The sequence below is a fragment of the Janthinobacterium sp. NKUCC06_STL genome (assembly GCF_019345455.1).
GTDB lineage: Bacteria > Pseudomonadota > Gammaproteobacteria > Burkholderiales > Burkholderiaceae_D > Janthinobacterium > Janthinobacterium rivuli.
Genome location: NZ_JAHKQY010000015.1, coordinates 49,353 through 62,534 on the forward strand (window position 1 = coordinate 49,353; position 13,182 = coordinate 62,534).

Genomic DNA, 13,182 nt, shown 5'->3' on the forward strand with positions numbered 1-13,182 from the left:
TAGGTCGGATTAGCGCAAAGCGCGTAATCCGACAACATTGTTGGCGTCCGGTCACGCCACTTTATTCGCCACCAGCTCCAGCTGGTGCCGCATCTCCACCGACTGCACCAGCAACGCTCGGATATCGTTTATCAGGTTGAATTCCGTCTGGTTCAGCTGAATTGGCGGGAAGCTGTCGTCCCAGTCGCCATATAAAAATCCCGTGGGGTGGCCGTTGGCCGACAGGGGCAGCACGACGAAGCTGCGCGCTTCCGACAACGTTGATTTCCACCATTGCGGCAGCTTGGCGGCAAATTTCGGGTCGCGCGCATTGTCGATGAAAATCACGCGGTCGCTATTGAGGGCCGCGTGGAAGACGTTTGGCTCATACGCGTCGCCAAACACCATCAGGTCCTGCAGGTCGGCCATGCCTTCGCCCATGCTGATGCGCGCCGAATACAAATGATCCCTGTGGTTGCGCACGAACGCCACCGAGCGTGAAAAATCAAAACCCTGATGCAGCGTTTCGAGCGCCATCGAGACCATCTGTCCCGGACTGGCGCTGCCGATGGCGCCGCGCAGGTCGGCCAGGCCGCCGATCAGCACGCGGTTGCCTTCGGCGCGCATGCGCGTGGACGCCAGCTGGCGCGCGCGCCGTTCGGCCGGTTTCGACAGGGGCGCGATCGACAGGTCGGCCGCCGCCATCGCCTTGGCCTTGTCCACGGCCACCACCAGGTCCGTCGCCGTGATGCCCAGAGTGCCCGCATAATCGTCGATCAGCGCATGCACTTGCGCCGCACCGGCCGCATCGTCATGCCACAGCGAGTCGGCGCAGCGCGCCGCCATCGTCGACAGTCCGGCCATCCAGTCGGCGCCGCTGACGGGAGAATTATCCGGCGACGGGTCCATCGGACGCATGCCGTTGATCAGGTGCTGCGGCAAGCCCCAGTGGGCGGCCGTGGCATAGCCCACTTCCGGCAGCGACAGGCCGAGGATTTCGCGCGCGGCGGCCGCCTCGTTGCCGGGACCGGCGTGCGCCTGCATGCGGGCCCAGAAGTCCGTCATATAGAACGTCACCATCATGCGACCAAGGGTGTGCAGCATCGAGCAGACGACGGCTTGCTCCGCCTGCAGGCTGCCGGCGCTGGTGGCCACCTGCTGCGCCACCATCCCGGCCAGCACGGCCTTTTCCATTTCCACGTGGGCGCTGACGGAATCGGGCGAGGCCTGCGACAGTTCCTCGATCAGTTTCAAGCCCAATGCCAGGTGTCCGATAGCGTCGATGCCCAGCACCAGCACGGCTTTCGACACGGTGTTGACGCGCTGGCCGAAGGCCGAGTACATGCCGCTGTTGGCCAGTCTGAGTACCTTGTGCGTGAGGACAGGGTCGGACAGCACCGTCTGCGTGATGTCGAATTCGTGGTCGTCCTCGCCGCGCATGGCGCCCAGGATGGCGCTGATGGCTTTCGCGAAGCCGGGCATGTCGCCCTGCTGGCGCGTGCGCGCCCACAGCAGGTCCAGGGTGTTTTTGCCGAGCTGTGTCGGCACCGTGAAATGACCTGGATTCATTGCACCCCTCCGCGCGGTTCATTGGCAGACGGCGCAGGCACCAGCGCCGCATAGGTTTTGTCGCTCAAGGCCGCTAGCGCCGCGTGGGCCGGCATCGGTTTGCCCGTCAGGTAGCCTTGCACATACTGGCAGCCGCGCGACTCGATGAAATGCATCTGCTCTTCGGTTTCCACGCCCTCGGCCACCACGGACAGGTTCAAATGCTTGGCCAGGTCAAGAATGGTGTTGCAGATGGCCGCATCCTTGCTCGATTCGGGCAAGTCCTTGATGAAGGTGCGGTCGATCTTCAGCACGGAAATGGGGAAGCGCTTCAGATACGCGAGCGAGGAGTAACCGGTGCCGAAATCGTCGATGGCGATGCGCGCGCGGCGCTCCGTCATCTTGACGAGGATGGTTTCCGCATGCACGGGGTCGATCATCAGGGTGCCTTCCGTAATTTCCAGCACCAGGTGTTCGCCGGACAGCCCGGAAAACGCGATGGCGTCATCGAGCACGTCGAGGAATTTGTCGTTGCGGAACTGGCGCGGGCTGATGTTGACGGAGATGTACAGCGGCCGCTTGGCCACTTCCTGGAACTGCTTGAGCTGCACGCAGGCCGCCTTCAGCGCCCAGGCGCCCAGCAGGTTGATCAGGCCATTGGCTTCGGCAATCGGGATGAAGCGCACGGGAGGCACCAGGCCCAGGGTCGGGTGCTTCCAGCGCATCAGGGTTTCGAAACCCTGGATTTGCCGCGTGTGCGCGTCGACGATGGGCTGGTAAAAGAGTAAAAACTCGCCTTCGCGCACGGCCTGGAACATGGCCGCTTCCAGCGAAATATCGTGTTCCGACGGGCCATTCAGGCGCGGGCTGTAGACCAGGCAGCGGGCCTTGCCCGTTTCCTTGGCGCGCGACATGGCCGCATCGGCCAGTGCCACCAGGCGCACTTCATCTTCCGCATGCAGCGGATAGATAGCCACGCCGACCGAGGCACCCACGTAGATCGTGTGGCCATCGACTTCGAACGGCGCCTGCAGGGTGGCCAGCAGGCGGCCCGTCACCAGCTTGATCTGCGCGTCCGTGGCGCTGCCGGGCAGCACGGCGACGAATTCATCGCCGCCCACGCGCGCCAGGGTGTCGCTGTCGCGCAGGGTCTTGCGCAGGCGCGCCGCGGCCAGACGCAGCACGGCGTCGCCGACCGGGTGGCCCAGGCCATCGTTGACCTTTTTGAAACCATCAAGGCCGATGGTGGCGACGGAAAAGCCCTGGCCCGAACGCGCGGCCTGGGCGATCACCATGCGGATGCGGTCCGACAGCAGCAAGCGGTTCGGCAAGCCCGTGAGCGCGTCGTGCGTGGCCATGTGGCGCAGCCGTTCTTCCGTATTGTGCTGGGCCGACGTGTCGCGCCCGACCACCAGCAGTTCGGCCATGCCGGCCGCGTTCATATAAGAAGACAGGCGCAGTTCGAACCAGATCTCCTGATCCGGCGTTTGCAGGCGCACTTCCAGGCGGCCCGGTTCTTCCAGGGCGTCTTCCAGCGCCGCCTGCAGCGCCGCGCGCGACGCTTCGGCGGCCAGCGGCAGCAGCAAGTGGCCGAACATGCCCGAGGGCGCGGCAAACAGGGTGGCCGCGCGCTTGCTTGCGAACAGGATCAGGCCGTCCGTATCGAGCCGGAACACGACGTCGCCTGCCTCTTCCATGAGGTTGTCCAACTCGTGGCGAGCCTCGCGGTGGGCGGCGGATGGGGTACTGGAAAACATCGTGCTGGCTTTTACCTTTTTGTTATCAGTGCCGGCGCTCGCTGCAGGGCAGGGCGCCAACGGAAAGACTGCGTCGTGCGTGCCGCGTGCCATAGGGGCCGAAAGGGCGGCTATCGGAACGCGATCCACACGAAATGTATCATTGAAAAGCACCCGATTACATGAAATAGAGCAACATTGCTTCAGGTTTTGTAAATATTCCTGCCTTCCATGAAAAAAATCATGTCGCGCGGGGCATGTGGGCATTTTCATTCCACATGGAAACATTTATCTGCGCCTGCTTCCACTGGCGCGCTTGCCCCGCCATGCGCTTTGCGCTAGTCTGGCTGGCAGACGGTGTTGACGGTGCGCCAGCGACGGCAAGGGCGCCATGATAACAAATCGCGGGAGACTCCCATGAATGCCTTTGACACGCATGAAGTTTTTAATCAGGCCACGCCCTTTGAAAACGTCAATCTGTTCGCCTGCGACCCGGCGCTGATCGAAGCGCTGCTGCGCGAGGGCGGTGGCGCGGCCTTGCAGGAGCTCGACGCGCTGGGCGACAGGCTGGGCCGCGCCGAAACCTATGCGCTGGCGCGCCTGGCCAATATCCACACGCCCGAGTTGCAGCAGTTCGACCGGGCTGGCCGCCGCATCGACGAAGTGCTGTTCCATCCGGCCTGGCATGAACTGATGGCCATCCTTGTGGGCGCTGGCGCGCACGCTTCGCCCTGGGCCACGCCCGGCCCCGGCGCCCAGGTGGCGCGCGCGGCTGCCTATCTATTATTGGGACAGGTGGAAAACGGCACGCAGTGTCCCGTGACGATGACGTATGCCTCGGTGCCGGCCCTGCGCCAGGCGCTGGACCTGCCGCACATCGCTGCGCGCTGGCTGCCGAAAATCCTCTCGCGCGAATACGATCCCCGCTCGCTGCCCGTGGAGCAGAAGCGCGGCGCCCTGGTCGGCATGGGCATGACGGAAAAGCAGGGCGGCTCGGACGTGCGCAGCAATACCACGCGCGCGACGCCTGTGCCGCCGGCCGAGGCGCGTACCCTGTTCGGCGGCGAGGCTGCCGGCGCCTGGCGCATCGTCGGCCACAAATGGTTTTTTTCGGCACCACAGTGCGATGCCCATCTGATCCTGGCGCAGGCGGACGAGGGGGGATTGTCGTGCTTCTTCCTGCCCCGCTATCTGCCCGACGGCAGCCGCAACGCCATCCGCGTGCAGCGCTTGAAAGATAAACTGGGCAATCGCTCGAATGCCTCGTCGGAAGTGGAGTTCACCAATGCCTACGGCTGGCTGGTGGGCCAGCCGGGGCGGGGTATTCCCACGATACTGGAAATGGCCAGCCACACGCGCCTCGATTGCGTGCTGGGCAGCACCGGCATCATGCGCGCCGCCTTGACGCAGGCGCTGCACCATGCACGCCAGCGGGCCGTGTTCGGCAAGCCGCTGGCCGAGCAGCCGCTGATGCAAAACGTGCTGGCCGACCTGGCGCTTGAATCGGAAGCTGCCACGGCCTTCGCGCTGCGCCTGGCCCGCTGTTTCGATGAAAAGGACGATGCGCAGCAAGCGATGCTGGCGCGCGTGCTGACGCCGGCCGGGAAGTACTGGATCTGCAAGCGGGGGCCCGGCTTCGGCTTCGAAGCGATGGAGGTGCTGGGCGGCACCGGCTATGTGGAAGACGCGCCGCTGGCGCGTTTATATAGAGAGCTGCCCGTCAACTCGATCTGGGAAGGTTCGGGCAACGTCATGTGCCTCGACGTCTTGCGCGCCTTCGGCAAGTCGCCGGCCGCGCGCGACGCCCTGGCGGCCGAACTGGCGCTGGCCGGCGATGAACACGCCGACTTTGCGGCATACCGCGCGCGGCTGCTGGCCGACCTGGACGGGCCGCAAACGGATGAATTCGGCGCCCGGCAATTATCCGAACGCATCGTGCTGGCCGTGCAGGCCGGCTTGCTGCTGCGCCATGCGCCACCGTTTGTGGCGCAAGCCTTCCTGCAGTCGCGGCTGGTGCAAGCGCCTGGCGGCGCGTATGGCCGCTTGCCGGCCGGCACCGATTGCAAGGCCATCCTGGCGCGCGCGCTGCGCGAGTATTGATTTCAATAAATCCGATTATTTCGAAAATTCCGGCCACAGGCGGGCTGGGGGCTGGGATAATGCTGCAATCCATCATTTTATCGATACACAGCGCGCTTGCGGCCCAGGCTTGCCGCCGCGCCAGCTACAGAGAAAGAAAAACAAGATGAAACAAGATCCACGCTTCCCGAATTTGTTCATTACCGATCACCCTTTGATCCAGCACAAACTGAGCCACATGCGCGAGCACGACACGTCGACGCGCACCTTCCGCGAGTTGCTCAAGGAAATCACTTTGCTGATGGGCTATGAAATCACGCGCGACCTGCCGCTGACGACGCGCGAAATCAAGACTCCATTGGTCACCATCGACGCGCCCGTCATTGCTGGCAAGAAGCTGGCCATCGTGCCCATCCTGCGCGCCGGCATCGGCATGAGCGATGGCTTGCTGAACCTGGTGCCATCGGCGCGCGTGGGACACATCGGCGTGTACCGCGATCCCACCACCCACATGCCAGTGGAATACCTGGTGCGCCTGCCCGACTTGAATGAGCGTACCTTTATCTTGTGCGACCCGATGGTAGCGACCGGCAATTCGGCCGTGTATGCCGTCGACGTGCTGAAAAAGCGTGGCGTGACGGATGAACAGATCATCTTCCTGGCGCTGGTTGCCGCGCCGGAAGGCGTGACCGTGTTCCAGAACGCGCATCCGAACGTCAAGATGTTCTGCGCCTCGCTCGATTCGCACCTCGATGATCACGCCTACATTGTGCCAGGCCTGGGCGATGCCGGTGACCGCATCTTCGGCACCAAGTAAGCGAACTCAGGCGAGTATTGCGATGGCAACCTTGATCGACCCGGATTTCCGCGCGCGTTTGCGCGCCCTGAACGAAAAGTATGCGGCTGGCGTGCCGGCCCTGTTGCAGGCGATTGCGCAGGCAAGCGGCCGCTGCGACAGCGAAGGCCCCCGCCTGGAGCCGTTGACGGAGCTGCACCGCGCGCTGCACGCGGTGGCCGGCTCGGCCGCTACCTTTGGCTTTGCCGCGCTGGGGCAGGAGTGCCGGCGCATCGAGCAACTGGTGCGCGCCATGCTCAACACCCCTGAGCAAGCGGTGGCGGAATGGTCTGCCGTGCGGGCGCAAGTGGTGGCGCTGCTGGACTGGGCGCGACGCGACGCGGCTGCCACCCATTTCACCGCGTAAGTGACCGCGCCATAGTAATGTGGTTGCAATGATTCATTTGATACAACGCAAAGCACTCGCGTCGCAGATTAGGATATAGTGTCTCCATGCCGCTGGTACAGGGCGCCGCAAGACGGGGATTTGGCTATTAAAGTAGTGTTCGCAAGTTTATTTTGCGAAAGAATGGTTTTTCTCAGTTTTGTTGGTATAATTGGGCATCGTTGGATTCGAGGTAGTAGTGCAGTTTGTCTGTCATTTCTTTCTTGCTTCAAACGATATAACGGGCGCAAGCCCAACTTAACTGAAATAGGAAATTGTAATGGCAACTGGCATCGTAAAATGGTTCAATGATTCGAAGGGTTTCGGCTTTATTACCCCTGACGAAGGCGGCGAAGATCTGTTCGCTCACTTCTCGGCTATCCAGTCGAACGGCTTCAAGTCCCTGCAAGAGAACCAACGCGTTTCTTTTGAAGTGACCGCTGGCCCTAAAGGCAAGCAAGCTTCGAACATTCAGCCAATCTAATACGCTGGATCAAACGAAATAAAGAAATCCTCGGTCTCCGAGGATTTTTTTTCGTCTAAATTTCCGTGAAGTATCGGTTTTGCGAGGGTTTTATGGGCTGCGCGGCTCTTTTTGCGTGCCTGGCATCACTGGTAGGTCGGCTTAGCGCTTGCGCGTAAGCCGACAAGGGTGGCGTATGGGCTGGTGTCGGCTTACGCTGCGCTAAGCCGACCTACGCCAACCTACGCCAACCTACGCCAACCTACGCTCAGCTGCGTTCTTCCATATAGCTTGCAGTGGCTAGATTGCCCGCTCGCGCCAGTAGTCGGGTTGCGAATAACTGTGCCTCAAAAAATCCACAAACGCCCGTATGCGCAGCGGTAAGTGGCGGCGCTGGGCGAACACGGCATAAATGTCGTTGCCCGGCGCGGCGAACTGGTCCAGTACCGTCACCAGTTGGCCCGAGGCGATCTCGGCGCCCACTTCCCACATCGAGCGCCACGCCAGGCCCTTGCCGGCCAGCGCCCAGTCGTGCAGCACTTCCCCATCGTTGCAGACCATATTGCCCGCCACCTTTAAAATCACATTCTTGCCATTTTCGCGGAAAGTCCAGCCCCGCTGGCTGCCTTCGCTGCTGATCGCCAGGCAATTGTGTTTCGCCAGGTCGGCCGGAATACGGGGCGTGCCCGCCCGTTTCAGATAGGCGGGTGAGCCGACGAGCACGCGCTGGTTGTCGGCCAGCTTGGTGCTCACGAGCGAGGAGTCGGACAGGCTGGCGATGCGGATGGCCACGTCGATGCCTTCGCCGATCAGGTCGACGAGGCGGTCGTTCAGGTTCAGCGACACCGTCACGTCGCGGTGCTCGGCGACAAAAGAGGGGATCAAAGGCGCCACGTGCTGGCGGCCGAAGCCGGCCGGCGCGGAAATGAGCAGATGGCCGCTGGCCTTGACGCTGCGCTCGGCCACGGCCGCTTCCGCCTCTTCGAGTTCACCGAGGATGCGCTGGCAATCTTCCAGGAAGGCGGCGCCTTCATTCGTCAGCGCCAGCTTGCGCGTCGTGCGCTGCAGCAATTTGACGCCGAGGCGCTGCTCCAGCGCATCGAGGCGCCGGCCTATCATGGCCGGGGCGATGCCCTCGGCGCGCGCGGCGGCCGACAGGCTGCCCTTGGCCACCACTTCCACGAAGGTCGATATTTGTCTGAACTGTCCCATGCCGTGCTCCCGCGATGCCATCACTTGTGATAAAAACGCATAGATGAAGTGATTTTTAATCTCGTTTCCATGCCTTATAGTGCAATACTATAGAACAAACGCGTCGCCCGGCAGAGTGTTTTTGCGCCTCTGTCCAGCTTGTCCGCGCAGGCGTTCGGCTTATACTTGGATCACCAGATTACCTTTTCTTATATTGACTAAAAACCGGAGAACTTCATGACGCAGAACACGATCGCACTTCCAGAAGGCATGCAAATCACGGGTGACATCCAGCCCGGCTATGCACAGATTTTGACGCCGGCCGCATTGGATCTGATTGCCAAGCTGACGCGCGCTTTCGAGCCGCGCCGCCAGGAATTGCTGGCCGTGCGCGTGGAACGGGCCAAACGCCTCGACGCGGGCGAGCGTCCTGATTTCTTGCCAGAAACCGCGCACATCCGCGACGGCGACTGGAAGATCGCGCCGATCCCGAAGGCGCTGGAATGCCGCCGCGTGGAAATCACGGGTCCCGTCGAACGCAAGATGGTCATCAACGCCTTCAATTCCGGCGCGGACAGCTACATGACGGACTTCGAGGATTCGAACACGCCGAACTGGGATAACCAGCTGACGGGCCAGATCAATATGTTCGATGCCGTGCGCAAGACGATTTCGCTGGAGCAAAATGGCAAGTCCTACAAGCTGAACGACAAGATCGCGACCCTCGTCGTACGCCCGCGCGGCTGGCACCTTGATGAAAAGCACGTGCTGGTCGATGGCAAGCGCATTTCCGGCGGCATCTTCGATTTCGCCCTGTTCATGTTCCATAACGCCAAGGAACAACTGGCGCGCGGCGCCGGCCCGTATTTTTACCTGCCGAAGATGGAATCGCACCTGGAAGCGCGATTGTGGAACGATATTTTCGTCATGACGCAAAACGAATTGGGCTTGCCACAAGGCACGATCAAGGCGACCGTGCTGATCGAAACCATTTTGGCGGCCTTCGAAATGGATGAAATCCTGTACGAACTGAAAGAGCACAGCTCGGGCCTGAACGCGGGCCGCTGGGATTACATCTTTTCGTGCATCAAGAAATTCAAGCTGGACAAAGATTTCTGCCTGGCCGACCGCGCGAAAGTCACGATGACGGCGCCCTTCATGCGTGCCTACGCCTTGCTGCTGCTGAAAACCTGCCACAAGCGGGGCGCGCCAGCGATTGGCGGCATGGCAGCCTTGATCCCGATCAAGAACGATCCGGAAAAGAACGACATCGCCATGGGCGGCGTACGCAATGACAAGGCGCGCGACGCCACCGATGGCTACGACGGCGGCTGGGTTGCTCATCCGGGCCTGGTGGAGCTGGCCATGGGCGAATTCACCAAAGTGCTGGGCGACAAGCCGAACCAGATCGAGAAACAGCGTCCCGACATCGACGTGAAAGCGTCGGATCTGCTGAACTTTCAGCCGGAAGCGCCGATCACGGAAGCGGGCTTGCGCTACAACATCAACGTGGGCATCCATTACCTGGGCAGCTGGTTGGCCGGCAATGGTTGCGTGCCTATTCACAACCTGATGGAAGACGCGGCCACAGCCGAGATCAGCCGCTCACAAGTGTGGCAGTGGATTCGATCCAGCAAGGGCGTGCTGGAAGATGGCCGCAAGGTGACGGCCGAGATGGTGCGCGCCATGATTCCCGAAGAGCTGGCCAAGGTACAGCGCGATGCGCCAGGCGGCAATGGCCCGACCTATGTGCGCGCCGGCCAGATATTCGAGGAAATGTCGACGTCGGAATCGTTCGCCGAATTCCTGACCTTGCCGCTGTACGAGGAAATCTGATCCTGATCAAATAGCAGCATAAAAAATCCCGGCGATGCCTTAAGCATCTGCCGGGATTTTTTATTGTGGAAGAGTTCGCTTAAAAATTATTCTTCCACATTCGTAGCGCAGCGAACGCTTCCACGGGTGAGGCATCTGCCGTCAGCTTGCCTTCCACCTTCAGGCTGGTCAGGATCGCCGGTTCGCGATAGCGCAGGAAAGGATTCGTGGCTTTTTCAAGGGCGATGGTCGACGGCACGGTCGACAAACCCTGCTGGCGCTTTTCCGTATCGATGGCGATGCGTTCCTGCAAGGCCACATTGCCCGGTTCGACGGCGTTGGCAAAGCGTAAATTGGACAAGGTGTACTCATGCGCGCAAAATACCTCGGTATCGTCGGGCAGGGCGGCCAGCTTGCCCAAGGAATCGGCCATCTGGCCCGGCGTACCTTCGAACAGGCGGCCGCAGCCGCCCGCAAACAGGGTGTCGCCGGAAAACAGCCACGGTGCGCCGCTGCGTTCGTCGCGCTGGCGCACGTAGGCGATATGTCCCTTGGTATGGCCGGGCACGTCGATGACGCTCATCTGCAAACCCAGCTCGGGCACATGGGCGACATCGCCTTCGGCAAGCGGTTCCGTGATGGCTGTGATAGCCTCATTGCGCGGGCCGAAGACGGGGACGGCGAAATGCTGCAACAATTCAGGCACGCCACCCGTGTGGTCGGCGTGGTGATGCGTGAGTAAAATGGCGCACAAGGTCAATTGATGGGCTTGCAGCGCATCGAGGATGGGTGTCGCATCGCCGGGGTCGACCACGGCGGCGTGGCGGCCGTCATGGATCAGCCACAGGTAATTGTCGGCAAAGGCGGGCACGGCAAGTACCGATAAAGCGTGTTCAGGGGAGTGTGTCATGAGCAAAAGAGAAAACTGAATGGACAGTGTGGCATCCGAAAAATCCATTATAGCGCTTGACGGCTGGCTGCAGACGCCGGCCGGTCTGTACGTGCGCGCCTGGGAGCAGCAATGCCTCGACAGCCTGACCGTCGATATCTTCGGTTTTAATGCCGTGCAGATCGGCTTGCCCCAGCTCGATGCGCTGGCGGCCAACCGCATGCCGAACAAATGGCTGCTCGATGCGCGCCTGCCGTCGCGCTCGCCGCAGGAGCGCCGCCCGACCCTGGTGTCGGCCTTCGACGAGTTGCCGTTCGATTCGCAAAGCCTGGACCTGGTGGTCTTGCCGCACGTGCTCGAATTTGCCGCCGAGCCGCACCAGGTCTTGCGCGAAGTCGAGCGCGTGCTGATCCCGGAGGGACGCGTGATCGTCTGCGGCTTCAATCCGGCCAGCCTGTGGGGCATGCGCCAGGGGGTTGGGCGGATCACGGGCCGCCACTACCTGCCGCAAGCAGGCGAGCTGATCTCTATGCCGCGCATGAAAGACTGGTTAAAATTGCTGAACATGGGCGTCAGCCAAAGCTACTTCGGCTGCTACGCACCTGCCTGCAGGACAGAAAAATGGCTGCGCCGCAACGCTTTCATGGACAGGGCCGGTGCGCGCTGGTGGCCATATTTGGGCGCAGTGTATATAGTGCAGGCGATCAAGCGCGTCAAAGGGATGCGTTTGATCGGTCCGGCGTGGACCAAAAAACCGGCGACGGCGCCCGCAGGCGCACCGGTCACGAATAAAAGGCGGGAACAGCAAGATGGCTAAGTTTGAAGGCAAGGTAGAGATTTACGCCGATGGCGCATGCAAGGGCAACCCCGGCACAGGCGGCTGGGGTGCGCTGATGGTGGCCGATGGCGCCAAGAAAGAAATTTATGGCGGGGAACTGAATACGACGAATAACCGGATGGAATTGAAGGCCGTGATCGAAGCCTTGACGGCGCTCAAACGTCCTTGCCAGGTGGTGCTGTATACCGATAGCCAGTACGTGCAAAAAGGTATCAGCGAATGGATCCACGGCTGGAAGGCGCGCGGCTGGAAAACGGCGGCCAAGGCGCCCGTGAAGAACGTCGACCTGTGGCAAGCGCTCGATACGGCCCAGGCCGTCCATGAAGTGGAATGGCGCTGGGTGCGCGGCCACAATGGCCATCCGGGCAATGAGCGGGCTGATCAGTTGGCCAACCTGGGCGTGGAAACCGTGCGCGCGTAAGCATATCCAAGCTCGGGAGTTGTAATCGCAGGGCACAGGTTTGCTATACTGTGCCCTTCGCTTTTTGCTTTTACGAATGAATCCTCCATGCGTCAAATTGTTCTCGATACTGAAACCACCGGCCTGAACCCGCGTACGGGCGACCGCATCCTGGAGATCGGGGCGGTCGAACTGAACAACCGCATGTTGACGGGGAATAATTTCCACCATTACATCAATCCCGAGCGCGATTCGGAAGAGGGCGCGTTGGCCGTCCACGGATTGACGACGGAATTCCTTAGCGACAAGCCAAAGTTCGCGGAAATCGCCGATGAGTTCCGTGCCTACATCGCCGGCGCCGAACTCATCATCCACAACGCCCCGTTCGATATCGGCTTCCTGAACGCGGAATTCAAGCGCCTGAACCTGCCGCCCGTGCATGAGCAAGTGGTTGGCGTGATCGACACCCTGGTGCAGGCGAAGGAAATGCATCCGGGCAAGCGCAATTCGCTCGATGCCCTGTGCGACCGCTACGGCGTCTCGAACGCCCACCGCAAGCTGCACGGCGCGCTGCTCGACTCCGAGTTGCTGGCCGATGTCTATCTGGCCATGACACGTGGGCAAAACAGCCTTAGCATGGAAGAGGAAGTGGAAGTGGCCGCCGACGGCGCCGCCCTGGAAATCGTGCCTCTGGCCGAAGTCATCTTCCAGAGCGCCACGGCCGACGAGCTCGCCGCCCACGAAGCCACCATCGCCGGCCTCGACAAGGCAGCCAAAGGCCAGTGCATCTGGACCGCCGTCACGGCGCCGCCAGCGGCCGCCTGAGAAAAAGCGTGGGTATGGTAAATTTCCTCTTGCCAGCCCTTGCAGATGCCGCAACACCTATGCGATAATTCGCCTCGCTTCGGGAGGTTAGCTCAGGGGTAGAGCACTGCATTCACACTGCAGGGGTCGCAAGTTCGAAACTTGCACTTCCCACCAGAATTCGCTTTAATATCAAGCACTTAAATAAGGCCGCCAATCT

The 13,182-nt window shown here is 61.4% G+C and carries 12 protein-coding genes and 1 tRNA gene; 9 read left to right on the top strand and 4 right to left on the bottom strand.

Annotated elements, in window-relative coordinates:
• Positions 1-51: 51 nt before the first annotated feature.
• Positions 52-1,548, bottom strand: a complete 1,497-nt coding sequence (locus tag KO539_RS28530; protein WP_035819462.1) for an HDOD domain-containing protein — start codon at positions 1,546-1,548, stop codon at positions 52-54.
• On the bottom strand, positions 1,545-3,224 hold the full coding sequence (locus KO539_RS28535) for a putative bifunctional diguanylate cyclase/phosphodiesterase (RefSeq protein ID WP_374106500.1): 1,680 nt from the start codon (positions 3,222-3,224) through the stop codon (positions 1,545-1,547). The genes KO539_RS28530 and KO539_RS28535 overlap by 4 nt, the downstream gene beginning before the upstream one ends.
• Before the next feature lie 456 nt (positions 3,225-3,680).
• On the opposite strand from KO539_RS28535, the gene KO539_RS28540 reads away from it, so the two are divergent.
• The 4 genes from KO539_RS28540 to KO539_RS28555 all read left to right on the top strand — a co-directional run bounded on the left by KO539_RS28540 (position 3,681) and on the right by KO539_RS28555 (position 7,046).
• Positions 3,681-5,363: an isovaleryl-CoA dehydrogenase gene (locus KO539_RS28540; RefSeq protein ID WP_219313600.1), complete on the top strand. Its 1,683-nt coding sequence runs from the start codon at positions 3,681-3,683 to the stop codon at positions 5,361-5,363.
• Between the two features lie 145 nt (positions 5,364-5,508).
• Entirely contained in the window at positions 5,509-6,159 is a 651-nt protein-coding gene (gene upp, locus KO539_RS28545) for a uracil phosphoribosyltransferase (RefSeq protein WP_219313602.1), read from the top strand.
• Between the two features lie 22 nt (positions 6,160-6,181).
• Entirely contained in the window at positions 6,182-6,544 is a 363-nt protein-coding gene (locus KO539_RS28550) for an Hpt domain-containing protein (RefSeq protein WP_219313604.1), read from the top strand.
• 298 nt (positions 6,545-6,842) lie between these two features.
• Positions 6,843-7,046 (top strand): cold-shock protein, encoded by a 204-nt coding sequence (locus tag KO539_RS28555; RefSeq protein ID WP_010398811.1) that lies wholly within the window; start codon positions 6,843-6,845, stop codon positions 7,044-7,046.
• A 279-nt stretch (positions 7,047-7,325) separates the two neighbouring features.
• Here KO539_RS28555 and KO539_RS28560 read toward each other — a convergent pair whose 3' ends face one another.
• Positions 7,326-8,237 carry a LysR family transcriptional regulator gene (locus KO539_RS28560; protein ID WP_035819455.1) on the bottom strand — a complete coding sequence of 304 codons (912 nt, stop codon included), beginning with the start codon at positions 8,235-8,237 and terminating at the stop codon, positions 7,326-7,328.
• Positions 8,238-8,453: 216 nt separating this feature from the next.
• Between KO539_RS28560 and aceB the strand changes: the two genes are divergently transcribed.
• Positions 8,454-10,052 carry a malate synthase A gene (gene aceB, locus KO539_RS28565; RefSeq protein ID WP_219313606.1) on the top strand — a complete coding sequence of 533 codons (1,599 nt, stop codon included), beginning with the start codon at positions 8,454-8,456 and terminating at the stop codon, positions 10,050-10,052.
• A 79-nt stretch (positions 10,053-10,131) separates the two neighbouring features.
• On the opposite strand, the gene gloB is transcribed toward aceB, so the two are convergent.
• Positions 10,132-10,941, bottom strand: coding sequence for a hydroxyacylglutathione hydrolase (gloB, locus tag KO539_RS28570; protein WP_219313607.1), 810 nt, complete (start codon positions 10,939-10,941; stop codon positions 10,132-10,134).
• 19 nt (positions 10,942-10,960) lie between these two features.
• On the opposite strand from gloB, the gene KO539_RS28575 reads away from it, so the two are divergent.
• The 4 genes from KO539_RS28575 (at position 10,961) to KO539_RS28590 (ending at position 13,139) form a co-directional block, all read left to right on the top strand.
• Positions 10,961-11,737, top strand: a complete 777-nt coding sequence (locus tag KO539_RS28575; protein ID WP_219313610.1) for a class I SAM-dependent methyltransferase — start codon at positions 10,961-10,963, stop codon at positions 11,735-11,737.
• Positions 11,730-12,179 carry a ribonuclease HI gene (gene rnhA, locus KO539_RS28580; RefSeq protein ID WP_219313612.1) on the top strand — a complete coding sequence of 150 codons (450 nt, stop codon included), beginning with the start codon at positions 11,730-11,732 and terminating at the stop codon, positions 12,177-12,179. Before KO539_RS28575 ends, rnhA begins: the two co-directional genes overlap by 8 nt.
• Before the next feature lie 87 nt (positions 12,180-12,266).
• Positions 12,267-12,983, top strand: a complete 717-nt coding sequence (gene dnaQ / locus KO539_RS28585) for a DNA polymerase III subunit epsilon (RefSeq protein WP_035819444.1) — start codon at positions 12,267-12,269, stop codon at positions 12,981-12,983.
• A gap of 81 nt (positions 12,984-13,064) precedes the next feature.
• A tRNA-Val gene (locus KO539_RS28590) sits at positions 13,065-13,139 on the top strand.
• Positions 13,140-13,182: the final 43 nt, after the last annotated feature.